Raw genomic sequence first — 15,106 nt, 5'->3', positions numbered from 1 at the left:
ATGCTTTAGCAAAATAAAGTTATCCCTTTTACTCTGGCCAAAGGAATAACTTTATTGCCTGATAGCATTAAAAGAAAATTGTTGTATCACTTTTGATATAAATTAAAAGTATTTAGCGTCTAAATTCTACCTTGACATTTCCCCAACAAAATTGTAAATAATCTTAACCTCCTGTGTCCTCTGACCATCAATCTTCTTGATTTCTCCAATCAGAATCCGGCTAATGAGCCGGTTCAGCACCGCCTCGTCCAGTTCCTCGATGGCGGCATAGCGCCGGATTTCCTTGATAAAAGTGCGGACTTCGCTTTCTTGCGCATCGGCACGACCTTGCATCATTGCCAGGTCATGCAGGCGTTTCTGGTTGGATTCCTGCTCCTGTTCCAGCGCCGCCGTCAGCTTCACAAACCGCTGCTCGGTCAGGATGCCTTTGGCCTTATCGGTGTACAGGCTCAGGAACATCCCGTCAATTTCCTGATTTCGGGCTTCCAGCCGCAGGCGTTCCTTTTCTGTCTGGGAGGCGTCCACCAGATACCGGTGCTCCATCCGGCGGCTGAGCCGCTGGTAGAACGCATCGGCATCCTTCATAGCCTGCGCCGCCAGTTCCTGAATGTCTTTCAGCACCAGATTGTATAAATCCCTGGCCTCGATCTTGTGGCTGGAACAGACCTTGCAGCCCATGCGGTTGTAGGTCTGGCAGATATAGTACGCCTTGTCAATCGGCTCCCGCATTTCGCCGGTGAAGCGGTTCTTCCCGGTTCGGCCCACTTTCTCATACCGCACCTGCATGGACTTCCCGCAGGTGGCGCAGTAGACCAGACCGTGGAACAGATTATAAAAGGGGCAGGAATTCCCCTGAATGGTCGGCCTGCGGTCAATGAGTTCCTGCACCTGTTCCCATTCCTCCGGCGTCACAATGGCCTCATGGCAGCCCTCGATCACTTCCCACTGGTCACGGGGAATAATGTCATAGGTGTTGGAGCGGATGCCTTTCTGATGCGTCCGAAAGACCAAATGTGCGCCCTTATAGAATGGATTTCTCAGGATGTGACTGATTCTGGCTCCGCCCCAGAAATAATAGTTGGCGTCAAACTCCGTGTTGGCTTTGACATGGGTGATTGGGATTTTTTCTTCCATCAGACGTTTGGAAATCCTCATGCAGCCCAGCCCGTCAAGGGCATAGTCATAGATTTTGCGGATGATTGGCGCTGTCTCAGGGTCAATGATGAGATGCCCCTTGTCCTCCGGGTCACGCATCAGGCCGAAGGGCGGCGTCCCTCCGCAGAACTTCCCCTGCCGGGAGCGGGTGGTGATGCCTGCCAGCACCTTTTTAGAAATATCCCGGCTGTACATATCGTTCAGGATATTCTTAAAGGGCGTAATGTCCATCTCCTGACGGGTCAGGCTGTCCACGCCGTCCGTGATGGCGATATAGCGTACATTGTGTTTGGGGAAAAAGATTTCGATATAGCTGCCAGCTTCAATATAGTTCCTACCAAGCCTGGATAGGTCTTTGGTGATGACGCAGCCGATCTTCCCCGCCTCAATGTCAGCGATCATGCGCTGGAAGGCAGGGCGGTTGAAATTGCGGCCCGTATAGCCGTCATCCACATAATATTCATACTGGAACATTCCATGCTTTTCAGCAAAGTCCCGAAGCATGATTTTCTGGTTGCTGATGCTCATACTCTCGTTGTCGCCGCCGTCATCCAGAGAGATGCGGCAGTAGAGAGCGGTGATTTTCTCATAGACTTGTTTTTTCCTGCTCATAGCGTTCTCCTTCTATGAACAGGGACACGATACCATTATAGTACCATGTCCCTGCCCCTGAATCAACCGTTTTTACGCAGCGTTTTCGGCCATTTCCCGCTGCTGACGCCATTCCTCGAAGTGTTCGCAGGTCTGACGCTCAATCAGCTGCTCAAAGGCTTCCCGCATGGACTTCTCCCCGGAGAACTCCCGCACCACCACAAAACGGACTTTATTTTTCTGCTGTTTGCTTTTTTCCATAGGCTACCTCCATAGAGTAGCAGGCCAGACGGCAGCACTGGCAACGAAGTCCGGCAACGAACCTCTGAAAACCTGTAAACTACCGTCTGACCTGCAAATCTTACTTTATCAATTTTCTTGAAAAATCTCGTTGTTTTCGTTGCCGGAGATAGAGATAGATATTAGAAAATACCTTATTTACAGGCTTTTTCCGTATCCAGACCGGAGAATCCCCGGCAACAAACCCGGCAACCAAGTGGCAACCATCCCGGCAACAGACCGCTAATTTTATGCGATCCACTCCTTCGGCAGTTCCAGCTGGCAGCATTCTTCCTCGGTCAGCTCCACAAATCCATCTTCGTTGCCGGGCAGTTCGTTGCCGGAAACGTCCCGTTCCCAGCCCCTCTGCCTGCCATATCCGGTGAACATCCGGGGATTGGAGAATGGTTTCCAGCCCGTCACCACCGTGTTCATGATCTCGTTGATATTGTGCAGCTGCCACCGCTTCGGCTCATCGTAGGTGTGGCCCAGCGCCTCCTTGAACAGCTGTTTGGAGCAGACCATGCTGCCGGTGTAGTGTTCCAGAAAGCCCTGTATCTGTCCGGCCTCGGTGTCCTCCGGCATGAAATCCTTCTGCACCTCCACCAGCTGGCGCTGGATGGACTTGCTGAACTTCATAGAGTAGTGGCCGCTGCGGTAAATCGTCATGGCCTCCGCCCAGACCTGTAAAAGATAGGCTCTGGAGGCGTCCTCGTCCTCCAAAATGTGAACCTCTGCATTCTCCGGGTAAATCATGATCGGCAAAAAGCGCCGATTTCCGGCCCGGTCAAGGGGCAGGAAGTCCAGTGTGTTGGACGAACCGCCGAACACACACTGCCGCAGCCGGTCTTTGGGCTGGGCCTCGTAGGGCGTCCGGTAGGTTTCCTTCTGGCGGCTGATAAAGGAGCGGATTTCTTCAATGCTTTTGGCGCTGCTGGTAGCCAGCATCTCCGACATTTCGATAATCCAGTGTCCTTGCAGCTTCAGATACACCCTGTCATCGTCCAGTTTTTTCAGGTCGTCACTGAACCACTCGTCCCGGATCGCCAGCAAGCGGAAGAAGCTGGACTTGCCAGCCCCCTGACCGCCCACCAGACAGAGCATTTCCTCATATTTGGAGCCGGGGCGGAATACCCGCCGGATAGCCCCCAGCAAAAAGTGTTTCAGCATTTCCTCCACATAGTCGCTCTCGTCCGCACCTAAGAAATGATGGAGACAGGAGCGGATGCGGGGCGTCCCGTCCCAGACAAGGCCGTTTAGCACGTCCTGTATGGGATGGTAGCAGTTCTCATTCGCCACGATGGAGAGCGCCGCCGTCATCTTTTTCTCACTGGTCAGGCCATAGGTCTGCTCAAAATAGAGAAGCAGATATTTCACGTCCGTATCCGTCAGGGCACTGGTATTCCTGCGCCAGCCTAAATCCTGTACAATGTCCACCCGGTCAGTCAAAAGGTTCAGGCGGATCGCCCCACGCAGGAGAGGGTCATGGCAGAACACCGTCCGGCAGTTGCCGATGGTGTTGGCGGGCTGGCCCTTCTCGGTGACGGACAGGCTTTCCCGCACCTCATCAACGCTCCGCTCCGGCGCTAAGGCTTCGGCTGCGCTCATGGCGGCCTGCCGGGTGGCTAGCGGTAAACTCTGATATTCGCTGCTCAATCTTCCTCACCTCTTTTCCATACTCAGCGACCACGGAAGCACGTTCCTCCATGCTGCCGGACAAGAGAATATCCAGCAGATATTCCGTGTACGGTTTCTTTTGCAGGGCCTCCACGAACAGCGGATTCCACGCTTCATCCGGCGTCTGCGGGGCGTATTCCTTCTCCCAGCGTTCCAGCAGATGCAGGTAATTGCACAGCACCCGGAAACATTTCTGCTCCGCCTGCCGGTAACGCAGTTCCTCGCTGATTTTTCGCTTGACCGGCCTCCTGCGGGGCGGGTCATGGCCTTTGGCGTCATAGTGGACAGAGAAATCCTCCGCCAGCTTCAGCGCCGCCTCCTTACTGCTCAGACTAAACAGACGGGCGGTAAAATCAATCACATCCCCATCTGCCTGACAGCCAAAGCAGTGGAACCGATGGTCAATCTTCATACTGGGATGTTTGTCATCATGGAAGGGACAGCAGGCCATGCCATTCCTGCCAACCTGCACCCCGTAATATTCCGCAGCCTGCCTTGTGGTGACAGACTCCTTCACCGCTTCAAATATATTCGATTTTCTCACCTCCAGGCAGAGAAAAAAGCACCCGTTTCCGCAGAAAATCAGGTGCCTCATAACTCCATATCGTGTTTCTTTTTCGGAGCAATCCGCCCCTCACGTTCCCAGCGTTCCCGGTTATCTCGGTCAGCGTTCAGCCTGCCTTTCGCCAGCTTCTCCCGGATGGATTCTCTGGCCTTCTCCTTAATCTGCTCCTTACCGGCCTTCTTGACCTCCGGCTGCATGAGAGTTTTCTGGATTTTTGCCAGGGCGTTCTGCATGACCCGTTTGATTTTGGTAATCACTCCATCCAGACGGGCGGCAGCGTAGTCACGCTCCTTCTTCGGGGCCTTGCGCTCCGGCGAAAGCACCCATTTTTTCGATTCTTCCACCAGACGAATATCTTCCTTGTGTGTCTCCTGCCGGACGGTATCGGTCACCACCTCCACCGCCTTGTCATAGGCCGCATCGGAAACATCATCTAACAGCGTCTCCACGTCCTCGATTTTGAGCGTCAGTTCTTCCAGCTTCTGCTCCTGCGCCGCAAGCTGCTCCTTCTGCTTCATCAGGATATAATCCTGTTTTTCCAGATAGTCCCGCCCGCCGTAGGACGGCTCCTGATCCAGATGCAGCCCATGCCGTCTGGCGATGTCAAACAGGATCGTCCGGCAGACCGCATCAAAGGTCTGCTTGCGGTTGTTGTTCCGGCCTTTGGGCTTCTCCGGGTTGGGGAGAGGGATGCCAAGTTCTTCCAGCGCCTTTTCCTGCTGGGGGCACAGTTCCCCATAGCGGTTCTCACAGTCAAAGACGTGCCGCTCATGGATGTGGGGCGTCCCCTCGTCCAGATGGAGCGCCCAGTCCAGGATGTGGATATGGGAACCGAAGCGGCGCTCAAATTCCTGATAAAACTCATTGACGATGGAAAAGAGCGTATCCGGCGAGACGGATTCTCCCATCGTGCCGATCTGGTAGATACTTTCCTCCGGGCAGGTCTTGTTGTTTTTCAGCAAGTCCTCCACAGTGCGGTTGCGCTCGGTGTGCCGGGTTTTCTCATTCCGGGCGTTCTGAGCTTCCACATAGCCGCCGTAATGCTCGTAGTAATACATCCGCTCGATTTCCTCAAAGCTGAAATCCGGCTGCTCCGGGTTCTCCCGGAACTCATGGGTGGTAAAGCCCCGGTAGCAGTCCCAGTAGACATTTTGCCTTGCCCGTTCTGCGTCAATGTGTTCGCTGTTCTCCACATCGAACCGGCGGTCATTGTGGCGGGGATTATAGGTGCCATGCTTGCCGGAGCGTCCATTGTGTCGTGTCAGTTTCAAACAGATTTCCTCCTTCCTGCGAAGATGTTCTGGGGCCGGGGAAGGGGCGGCGAAGCCGCAAATCCTGCGAATTTTGCGTCAGGTAATACCCAATACAAGTTGACGCAGGCATCAACTTTCCCTGGGCAAGGCGTTTCACCCTTGACCCGATGGGGCGGCTGCCCTCAACCTGCCAAGGCACTTCGTCCTTGACCCGATAATGGCTGCCGCCCTTAACCTGCCAATGGGCGTTGCCCCTTGACCCCAGCAGTGCGCTGCCGCCCCTGCACCCCGCCACAAAGGGCTGGCCGCCCTCTGTACTTCCGCACCGGCGAAGCTGGCTTCCACCGCAGGAACGGTGTTTGCCAGTTTCACCGGCTCCGTATCCACACATTTGCGCCCATAGGCGGGGAGTGGATACGGAATACGCCTGCGGGGATTGCCGGTCAAAACATCGGGTGCAGACCCGTCATTTTTCCCGTAAACACCCCGATTTTAGGCGATTTTTTCTTCCGTTACCACCACCTGAAAGCCATGCTCCTTTGCGTACTCCCTTGCGGCGGCTTTCCGTTCTTCGCTGTACGGAGGCACCAGCCGGATCGACAGCCGGGACTTGTCCAGCACATAGGTCACGCTGCCCTCCGGCGTGCTGCGCTCCAACCGGCACAACAGTGGGTACTTCCGGCTGAAATCAGCCAGCCTGCGCTTCAAGCTGGCGTTGAAGGTGTAGACGCTGGCAAGGTTCTCCGCCTCGTTCCAGTTGATGATGGTTTCTTTCTCATACTTAGACAGCTTCTTCATACAGATTCTCCTCATAATCGGTGTAAGATTTCAGCACACGCAGGTTGCGCTTGAGACGGCGGTACTCGTCCATCTCCATGCGCAGATGGTGATAAAAATCCTCGTACCAGCTTTCGTTCATCTCCGTCTCCACCTTCCGGGCCAGCCCCAGCATCCGGCGTTTGGCCTCCGGGTCAACCGTCAGAGCCGTCAGCCATTTCAGCCGTGTCACCGTATTGTGGTGGCTGAGACAGCCGTAAGCGTAGAGAATCTTCTTTTCTTTCATACTCAGTGTCATAATGATTTCCTCCATTTCTTTGCTGCGGAGCCATGCGCCCCGCATGATAAACTTGTTTCCTGTCCGCCGGTCTGCCTGCAAGCCGCTCCTGCCCGGAATTTCTCCCGGCGTATCGGCCTCTTTGGTGTGCTCGATTTCTGTCCTGGCGTCACTTCCCCGGAGGCCATACCCCTTGCAGCCGGTCATTCGATTTTCAAGGTTCTGTGCCTGTCTGCAAGAACCAGTTTACCGAAAAAAGAGGCCCTTTCCCGTATATCCAAAACGTCGGAAAAACGCTCGAAATCCGCATATTTCCACGCTTATGGAATCGTGCTATAATGGGTGTAATCACTGAAAAAGATAACGAGAGAGGGGGCTTTGGATGTACGCAAAGCTGACAATCCCGGAGCGGCTCAAAGACCTGCGGGTGGTGGACAAGCACCTGACGCTGGAACAACTGGCGGAGCAGACCGGCCTGTCTAAATCCGCGCTGGGAAAATACGAAACCGATGACTACAAGGACATCAGCCCGTTTGCGATTGCAACGCTGGCGGACTTTTACGGCGTGTCCACCGACTATCTGATGGGGCTGACGGAAAATAAAAATCACCCAAACACAGAACTTCAATCTCTGCATCTGAGTGATGATATGGTGGAACTTTTGAGCAGCGGCAAAATCAACAACCGGCTTCTCTGCGAACTGGCTGCCCACCCGAATTTCCGGCGGCTGATGATAGATATGGAAATCTGCATCGACCAGATCGCCAATATGCGGGTGGAGCAGATGAATCTGGTGTTGGAGGCCACCCGGCAGACCGTCATGAGCAAGTATGCGCCCGGAGAAGATGACCTCTATATGCGGACGCTGGAACTGGGGCAGGTGCAGGAAAGCGATTTTTACAGCCATGTCATGCACGATGATCTGGACAGCATCGTCCGGGACATCCGGGAAGCACACCGCAAGGACAAGACCACCGCCGACCCGCAGCCCACGCTGGATGACGTCAAGGAAAAGTTTGAACAGGCGCTCGAACAGGGCAGCCAAGAGGAAGTGGTAATCCACGAATTTTGCGACAGAATGCAGATACCCTTCGAGAAGATTTCCTCAGAGGACTTCTCTGCATTTTTGCGGATACTGAGCCTGTCCAAAATGCTCAAAAATCCCAACAACATGAGAGGAAAGGCCAAGCCGCAGCCGTACTATGCGCCCAAGCGGAAGAAACGCAGATAACAGGAAAGCCGCCCAATCTGTACCGTTGGACGGCTTTCGACCCGTTTGTGGGCGGAATAAAATATGTGGTTATACATCCGTTAGCTGACCGTTTTCATCAGCTTTTTCATAAACTTCCAGAGACGGATGCCATCTTTGAGGCCCAGCCGGTAAAAGAAGCACTCGCTTTCTGCACCAGAATCGAAAATAGAATCACAGTAGTGTCTTACAGCGTCCTTCTGTTCCTCAGACAATGCGCTGATTGCTTTTTCATACTCGTTTTCCAAGCGAAGGCAGTCCTCTTTTTTCTCCGTGCCGGTTTCTGCCTCCCGCCACTTAGCAAACTGGCTCTGCATCCGCTCCTGAATCATCAAATCAACCAATTTTTCTATATCTGTACCCATAAGCGCCCCTCCTTATGCTGGGCGGATATAATTCCGGTATGTTTCCAGGACGGAATCTGACACACCGCTTTTATATACTTTGCGGATGTCGGAGATTTCCTCTTGCTTCAGCAGTTTCAGCCATTTCAGCAGCTCAGCCCTGCCGTTGGCAAAGTTACAATAACGCCCATCGGCGTATTCGATACGGTATCTCATAGACAGGCACCTCCTTAAACAAAAATCATCTCAGAGAGGATGATTTCCTCTGCTCGGCTGCGAATGCTGTTCATGCCCCCGACCCACGCAAGCTGGTCACGGGCTTTCAGTTCCTCGGTGACACCCTCCGCCTCCTGCATCTGCGAGACGATACACGCCAGCCGGTCAGCGGCCTGTTCGTTCAGGTCAGCAAGATATGTCCAGAGTTTTCCCGACAGAAGCAGGGCATTGTACTGGCCGGGCCGGTGTTCTTGCAGAAACGCTTTGTGCATCCGGCCCCACCGCCCAATGGGGCGGCTTTCCTCCGGTAGCTCCAGATCGGGGATGTAGTAGTCTCCCACCAGCGTGTAGCTGATTCCGTTTTGATGGATTTTCTTTGGTAAATGCTCCATGTTCGACCTCCTGTATTCAGTTATTTCAGAATCCAGTTGATCGTGTCCCTGTTCATGATAAATTCAAGGCAACTGAACTCTTCACGAACAAGTATGGCATATCCTTTCCCAGCTTTTGAAAATTTTGTCCGTGGGATTCCTGATTGCCCTTTGTGACACTGGTGTTATACAGGTCGATGGTCTCTTTCCCCAATAGGGAGTTCCAGCTTTTTAAGGTGGTTTCTTCTTTGCCTCCTAAGAAAAGGGAGGCGTCACAGTTACCGATGATGGTGTCCATGTTGTCTTTATACAGGGCTTTGAGTTGGCTTTGCGCCTGCAGCACCAGGCAGGCAGAGATCTCACGGCTTCGGATGGTCGCCATAAGACGCTCCAGGTTCGGGATCTGCCCGATATTTGCCGCCTCGTCGATCAGGCAGCGCACATGGATGGGAAGCCTTCCACCATATACATCATCCGCCCGCTCACACAAGCGGTTAAACAAAATGGAATAGATCAGACTGATCAAAAATGCAAAGGTCCCGTCCGTGTCACTCATAATAAGGAAAAGAGCAGTCCGTTCATCTCCCAGCATATCCAGATCCAGTTCGTCATACATGGTAATTTCCCTGACTTCTTTAATGTCAAAAGGAGCCAGTCTGGAAGCACAGGAAATAAGGATCGACTTGGCTGTTTTTCCGGCAGCGAGCTTATATTTCTTATATTGACGCAGGGCAAAATGATCCGGGTCTTTCTGTTCCAGCGCGTCAAAGAGAAGGTCAACGGCATTTTTGAACGACTCATCATCCTCACGGACTTCCATTGCGTTCAGCATTTCTACCAGTGTGGCAAAATTCTGTTCGTTTGCCGGAGCCTCATAATAGATATATCCGATCAGTGCCGTATAGAGCAGGGTTTCTGCCTTGACCCAGAAATCGTCTCCGGCTTTTCCTTCGCCTTTGGTATTGGCGATTAGGGTAGTGACGATCTTCAGAATATCTTTCTCGGAATGAATGTAGGCGAACGGGTTAAAGTGCATACTTTTCTGGAAATTGATCGTATTGAATACCCGTATTTTATAGGACTCATAGATGATCTTTCCTTTTTCATTACGCACAGGCTTTCCGTCCTTGTCCAGCTTTGGTGTGCCTCGCTGCAACATCTTTCCGCATTCCACAAGGACTGTACCTTTCGGATCGGTGACGACGTAGGAACTGTGCATTTGCATCAGATTGGGCTTGATGAAAAAGCGCGTTTTTCCCGAACCTGATCCTCCGACTACCAGTACATTTTTATTTCTTGCATTGGCCGGATTTTTGGGCCTTCCGTTTAACATCAGTCCTTCACTTTGGGTAAGAATGATATTGTTTTCCGGATTTGGGTCCATAAACGGGGCAATATCGGCTTTATTTCCCCATCTTGCAGAACCATATTCCACATTTTTGCGGTATTTCTTAGCGTCTTTCCCTCTAAGATAGACTGCCAGCCGCATAATGGCTGCACCGCAGAAACCGATCAGCCAGTCCATTGCCGCCCCCGGCCACATACTCTGAAACGCAAGGGCAAAGCCTTCGGACAGTCCTAACAGCTTTTGGGAAGCGTCTGCTCCGGGAGCCAGCCGCACCGCTTCGCCCAGCTTGGCAAATACCAGAAGGAACAGAACATAAGGCAGATGGAGAATGACCTGTTTTTTCAATGTTTCTGCATCAATCTTCATCGTTCCGGTCCTCCGTGTTCTTTGTTCTTTACACGGTCACGGCCAAGCGACTGTGCCAGTTCTTTGAACTTATGAAGCTGTATAAGCAGCGACGGTCTGGTGCTGCGTGTAAGGTCTTTCTTTGTATATTCCTTAAAAGCTGCCGTCAGTGCATCCGCCTGGTTTGCCTTGAAATATACCGTCCATTTTGGGGGATCGGTCCCAAGTTCCTTTTCTATATGGTAGCGTACCTGATGTTTTCTGGCATACCGTTCAAAAGAGCGGATTCGCCCTGAAACTTCAATGGTATTGGCTCCGGGGTCTTTATAAGTCAGCCGCTTCATGCTGTTGCGCCCGACTTTTGGCATTGTGCGTTCCTGTTCCATCTTTTGGAGTACCGCAGCAATAGCCGCACGCAGTACCCGCCCTGACAGTTTTGCTGCCTGTATAGAAACAGAAACCGTTCGTTGTTCGAGTTCTTCCTGCAAGAGCATCCTCCTTTCTGATAAAATCGGTATTTATAATATGGAAATAACTTTTTACCGGCTTTCCCCAAGAACCTGCTGTCGGGAAGCGTGTTCAAAGGCTTTTGCTGCCTGATCGACCTGAATTTTAGCATGTTTCAAAAGCGTCTTGATGATCGTAGCCGGGCGTTCCTGTTCCTCCAGATGATCGACCATCCCTTTGCACTCATCCGGGAGGTATGCCGCCATATCTTTCAACACATCGGAAAAGTTACCCATAAAGCCCCAGCAGCTATCCGACAGCTCCCCGTTTTTATAAAGCTCAAACCCATAACATTCGCCACGCAGATAGGAATCATAAGCGGCGACTTCGCTGCGCATCAGTGCGTCCGCTTTCTGCCGGATGGCGCCGGTCATCTTGTCAGCGTCAAATTCCTTTAGGGCATCTTCTTTGGAAACATAGATCCAGCCGACCTGTCCGCTGTCCCATTCTGCATGAGGAGCCCTGCCTGAGAAACTTTCTGTACTCATGGCAAGACCTGAGTGGTCGTAGAGATAGAGGGGGAGCATCAGATACTTTTCCGAAATTACTTTCTGCATTGCTTCATCGATCGCCCGTTCCTCTGTCTTTGGTCCATGCCGGAAACGGCTGCTTACAATGTTTACCATCCGTTCATAGCGTTTCATGCCGGCTTCATCATGTCCTACGGTATCTAAATACATTTCCCGCAGGAAGTCATCTTTGTCCATATGGTTGTGATGGTCGCCCAGCGCATAGCGGGGATGAAAGCATACCATCGTCCCAAAATGTTCATCTACCTCACGGGGAGAGATCAGAATATCGTCCGGCTGCACCATAAGGGCATAAGGTTCATTTACTGCCATTAACATAATTGGCTCCTTTCTTTCTACAAATCCGGGCCGGAATGGTGCATCATCGGTTTTTCCCGGTGCTCATTGGTTGCAGGCTGCTTGACTGCAATGATCTCGCCGGCAAGCCTTGCAAATTTTTCAGGGTACTTGAATTGCTCCCCATATTTCTCCATCAGATCCGGGGAAAGGTCTGTAAAATTTTCCTCGCCAAGACCAACGATCAGAAAATTCCCGGACACAATATCATAGATGTGGCCGTCATCATCAAAGAGAGCCCGGTTCAGAGGCAGTCCCATCAGCTTGCCTTCATCATTGCAGATCAGAGCCACCGGGTCCTCATACGGATAGACCGCCTGAATGTCTCCACCCACTGCCGCCTGCAAAGATTTCAGACCGCTTTCAATCTCCGCAGCATAAGGGGACTTGCCCGGCTCTACCATTAACACTTTCGTAATTGTATATCCTCCTTCTTTTTCATTGCCGTACCGGGAGTGGTTGGCGTTTTTTCCTGAGTTTTTGCCACAGAGAGCTTCCCCAGGACGGAAGGCTTCTCCTGGTTTTCGGGTGTAAAAATACCGCCCTCCGAAACCTCGGCGGCGGCATGTTCCGTTTTGGCCTGTTCCAGTCCTTCAACCGTATAGCCAGGTAAAAGAGTACCGTGAACCATAAAATGGTGCTCATATTCTTTCGGGATCGGCGGGGAAATTTCCGTGAATAAATGGGAATAGGCTTTCTTTCGCCCGTCCAGGTATTTTATGGCTGCGTTCTTATCTGTATATCGTTTCTGGTTTTGTCCGGCAATCTTTGCTCCATATCCCTGCTTCGGGGAATGAATACGGACTTCCCATGTCACATACCAGGCAATCGGAACACTCTGTTTGGTTTCTCTGTCATATTTCGTATCTTCCCAAATACTGCAGGTCATCTGATAGACCCGGTTGCTGATTTTCTGATCCGCCCTCCAGTTATCGGTGTCTTTCCACTGGTTGCCGGTATGTTCGATCTCCGGTGTACGAAGATATTCCAAAGCCCGGTTGATCGTCTGTGTTGCCGCTGCCTGCTGTTCCCACTGTTTTGCAGCAGCCACCACGATTTCATAGGCTTTCTGCTCCCCGTCAATACTTCCCTGGCGCATGGCTTCCAGGCTATCGGTTCCCATTGTGATCAGAGTAGAAATATCCACATTTTCACAAACTACGCTGTGTTCAATTTTAAGCTCTGATCCCGGCGTCAAGTGGTCGCCATACCGGTAGGCATGGTAATCCCTGTTTTCTTCCAAAATGCTGTTCACCTCCTGCTATATTTCCGACTCATGGTTTTTTCTGAAAATCGTCTGTGCCGGTGATTTTTTATCTGCCGGTCTGTTTGCCGCAAGCTGATCCATCACGGAAGGACGGCCGACGCCGAACATGGATAGCTGACCGTCCGCTGCCTCACGAAGTTCAGAAACAGAGAGAGGAAGCGTTACATCGGCATGGGTCAATAGCTGTTCCCGTTTCAAATCCTGAATGATCTCGTCAAAAACAGCGTTGATCGCACGGCGTTCTTCCCCCACAGGAAAGGCTTTCAATACCTCCATTTCTCCGTCTTTACCGGAAACCAGGGTAAGGGCACAGTCGGCATGGCCTGCCAGATAATCCGATGTGTAGGGCAGTTTGTCCTTGATATAACAGGCAAAGGCTCTGGCTGTCATTTCCACATTGCTGTCCCAATAACCGCCGTCTTTTTCACATTCTTTTCCCATGCGTACCGAATTACGGTAAAAATCAGTTTCCGTCCGTCCAATCTGCGGAGCTTCCTGCGCCTGCATCCTGGAAAGCATACGCTCAAAAATTTCCAGCCGTTCCCGTTCACTTTTGGGAATTACCCGGCCGGTAACATTCTTCTTAAATGCGCTGATCTGTCCCACAGAGCCGGGTTCGCCGGACAAAAATGCTTCCCGCAAGACTGCGTAGGTTTCCATCTGTTCCTCATTGCCATACCGTTTCAGAGAGGCAAGAACCGAGGAATCCAGCCAGCTTGCCGCATTTTTCCGGGTGCGTTCTGTTTGTGCTTCCGTGCGCTTTGCTGCCTGTTCCGGTGTTTCCGGTTTATACTTCATGGTGTCAATGAGTTTTTGGAACGGCGCATAGAGGCGGGGCTGTTCTGACAGCATCCCTTTTGCGCCCATCTTTGTACCAAGATAATCGTCAAGTCCATGCCACCATTCATGTGCCAGCGAACCGGCCCCGTGCATTTTCGTAAGATTGATGACTGTACGCAAAGGTTCATAATGAGCCGCAGCATTGCCGCTGCCTCTTGCACCAAAAGCGATAGCAAGCGTTCCCTGATAAGCAATATCTTTATCGCTGATCTTAAGGGCTGACGCCAGATCCTTTAGTGCTTCAAATCCCATGTTAAGGGAGGTCTGACGGTCGTTCTGGTTCATCCAGTTTCCAAACTCGCCGCCGCGGAATCCAAATGTATCAAGATAATGCTGTCCGGTGATCTCCACGCCATTCCGATAATCCGGGCCGGTACGTTTGACATGGGCGAGCTGGGGAGGGACAAACCGGATCTTCCCATTTTTGTTCCTGCCTTTGGCAAGTTCCTGCACCCATTTCAGGGCAGCTTCTTTGGTCTCAAAATTGGTCCGCAGGATCGAATAGCCTTTTGTCACATAGTAGGTACCGGGTTTCCAGTCCTCATTTTTAGAATAGGTATGTTTCCCGTCGTTGAAGTGGATCGCATAACCTTTCGGTATTTTCTGCTCTTTGGAAACACAAAACTGTTCCTTTTTTGCTTTCTGAGTAAAGTTGCGCTCAAAATATTCAGCCGAGCGGATCAGCATAGTATTGGATAATTTGTTTGTAATCACGGGATTGTCCTGACCCTTTTTCGTTGCCCGGTAATGGATTCCGCTTACCCAGCCCTGTACCTTTTCTAAATATCCATTGTCAACGAAAAAGCGGTCATAGGCTCTCATGGCATCCTCCACAGTACGAACATCTGAAAGCACTGTCTGCAATTCCCGGACTGTTTTTATATACTCCTTTTGCCTCGCAGTCCGTTTTTCCGGGGTGTCATCCGTGCGGTAATACTGAGGAGAGGCGTTTAAGCCGTCCCTTGCTTTTTTGATAAAATAGACCACGCCAAGAGGAATCCCTTCCTCCAGCATGGCTGCATAGTCCGGCTTTTTCCAGACATTATCCTTTTTCACAAATTTTTCGGCTTCGCGCTCATTCATGGCTTCCAGATCATCCGCATACAGCCCGCGGTCTTTCCACAGGTCTTTTTTCGCACCGCCGATCTTTTCACCGAAATCTTCATGCACTCCTGCCAA

At 51.7% G+C, this 15,106-nt stretch carries 17 protein-coding genes; 1 reads left to right on the top strand and 16 read right to left on the bottom strand.

Translation table 11 applies throughout. The features are described 5' to 3' along the window. Positions 1 to 126: 126 nt before the first annotated feature. The 7 genes from OGM16_11300 to OGM16_11270 form a co-directional block, all read right to left on the bottom strand. Complete coding sequence (locus OGM16_11300; GenBank protein ID UYJ45410.1) at positions 127 to 1,767, bottom strand: recombinase family protein; 1,641 nt, start codon at positions 1,765 to 1,767, stop codon at positions 127 to 129. 72 nt (positions 1,768 to 1,839) lie between these two features. Beyond that, positions 1,840 to 2,007, bottom strand: coding sequence for a hypothetical protein (locus OGM16_11295; GenBank protein ID UYJ45409.1), 168 nt, complete (start codon positions 2,005 to 2,007; stop codon positions 1,840 to 1,842). Positions 2,008 to 2,274: 267 nt separating this feature from the next. Continuing rightward, on the bottom strand, positions 2,275 to 3,633 hold the full coding sequence (locus tag OGM16_11290) for a virulence-associated E family protein (protein UYJ45408.1): 1,359 nt from the start codon (positions 3,631 to 3,633) through the stop codon (positions 2,275 to 2,277). Then, complete coding sequence (locus tag OGM16_11285) at positions 3,593 to 4,297, bottom strand: CHC2 zinc finger domain-containing protein (protein UYJ45407.1); 705 nt, start codon at positions 4,295 to 4,297, stop codon at positions 3,593 to 3,595. The genes OGM16_11290 and OGM16_11285 overlap by 41 nt, the downstream gene beginning before the upstream one ends. Beyond that, the gene (locus OGM16_11280; GenBank protein UYJ45406.1) at positions 4,294 to 5,538 is read right to left on the bottom strand and encodes a plasmid recombination protein; all 1,245 of its coding nucleotides are present in this window, start codon (positions 5,536 to 5,538) and stop codon (positions 4,294 to 4,296) included. Before OGM16_11280 ends, OGM16_11285 begins: the two co-directional genes overlap by 4 nt. A 474-nt stretch (positions 5,539 to 6,012) precedes the next feature. Next, a complete protein-coding gene (locus OGM16_11275; GenBank protein ID UYJ45405.1) occupies positions 6,013 to 6,318 on the bottom strand; it encodes a molecular chaperone in 306 nt (101 codons plus the stop codon). Continuing rightward, positions 6,302 to 6,781 (bottom strand): hypothetical protein, encoded by a 480-nt coding sequence (locus tag OGM16_11270; GenBank protein ID UYJ45404.1) that lies wholly within the window; start codon positions 6,779 to 6,781, stop codon positions 6,302 to 6,304. Before OGM16_11270 ends, OGM16_11275 begins: the two co-directional genes overlap by 17 nt. 175 nt (positions 6,782 to 6,956) lie before the next feature. Between OGM16_11270 and OGM16_11265 the strand changes: the two genes are divergently transcribed. After that, on the top strand, positions 6,957 to 7,805 hold the full coding sequence (locus OGM16_11265; protein ID UYJ45403.1) for a helix-turn-helix domain-containing protein: 849 nt from the start codon (positions 6,957 to 6,959) through the stop codon (positions 7,803 to 7,805). An 80-nt stretch (positions 7,806 to 7,885) separates the two neighbouring features. Here the strand turns inward: OGM16_11265 and OGM16_11260 are convergent, their stop codons facing one another. Genes OGM16_11260 through OGM16_11220 form a run of 9 tightly spaced genes read right to left on the bottom strand, consistent with a single transcriptional unit; the run spans position 7,886 to position 15,010 of the window. After that, on the bottom strand, positions 7,886 to 8,188 hold the full coding sequence (locus OGM16_11260; GenBank protein UYJ45402.1) for a hypothetical protein: 303 nt from the start codon (positions 8,186 to 8,188) through the stop codon (positions 7,886 to 7,888). A gap of 12 nt (positions 8,189 to 8,200) precedes the next feature. Further along, entirely contained in the window at positions 8,201 to 8,383 is a 183-nt protein-coding gene (locus OGM16_11255; protein ID UYJ45401.1) for a hypothetical protein, read from the bottom strand. Positions 8,384 to 8,397: 14 nt separating this feature from the next. Then, the gene (locus OGM16_11250) at positions 8,398 to 8,775 is read right to left on the bottom strand and encodes a TnpV protein (GenBank protein UYJ45400.1); all 378 of its coding nucleotides are present in this window, start codon (positions 8,773 to 8,775) and stop codon (positions 8,398 to 8,400) included. Between the two features lie 52 nt (positions 8,776 to 8,827). Further along, positions 8,828 to 10,468, bottom strand: coding sequence for a type IV secretory system conjugative DNA transfer family protein (locus OGM16_11245; protein ID UYJ45399.1), 1,641 nt, complete (start codon positions 10,466 to 10,468; stop codon positions 8,828 to 8,830). Continuing rightward, positions 10,465 to 10,941, bottom strand: a complete 477-nt coding sequence (locus tag OGM16_11240) for a PcfB family protein (GenBank protein UYJ45398.1) — start codon at positions 10,939 to 10,941, stop codon at positions 10,465 to 10,467. Before OGM16_11240 ends, OGM16_11245 begins: the two co-directional genes overlap by 4 nt. A 45-nt stretch (positions 10,942 to 10,986) precedes the next feature. Next, entirely contained in the window at positions 10,987 to 11,802 is an 816-nt protein-coding gene (locus OGM16_11235; protein ID UYJ45397.1) for a hypothetical protein, read from the bottom strand. A gap of 17 nt (positions 11,803 to 11,819) precedes the next feature. Then, on the bottom strand, positions 11,820 to 12,224 hold the full coding sequence (locus OGM16_11230) for a DUF3846 domain-containing protein (protein UYJ48446.1): 405 nt from the start codon (positions 12,222 to 12,224) through the stop codon (positions 11,820 to 11,822). Continuing rightward, positions 12,224 to 13,063: a hypothetical protein gene (locus OGM16_11225; protein ID UYJ45396.1), complete on the bottom strand. Its 840-nt coding sequence runs from the start codon at positions 13,061 to 13,063 to the stop codon at positions 12,224 to 12,226. The genes OGM16_11230 and OGM16_11225 overlap by 1 nt, the downstream gene beginning before the upstream one ends. Positions 13,064 to 13,081: 18 nt before the next feature. Beyond that, entirely contained in the window at positions 13,082 to 15,010 is a 1,929-nt protein-coding gene (locus tag OGM16_11220) for a hypothetical protein (protein ID UYJ48445.1), read from the bottom strand. Positions 15,011 to 15,106: the final 96 nt, after the last annotated feature.

It is taken from the genome of Lachnospiraceae bacterium, from assembly GCA_025758065.1.
In the GTDB taxonomy this organism is placed as follows: Bacteria; Bacillota; Clostridia; order Lachnospirales; family Lachnospiraceae; genus Enterocloster.
This window is presented reverse-complemented; position numbering and strand designations above follow the sequence as displayed.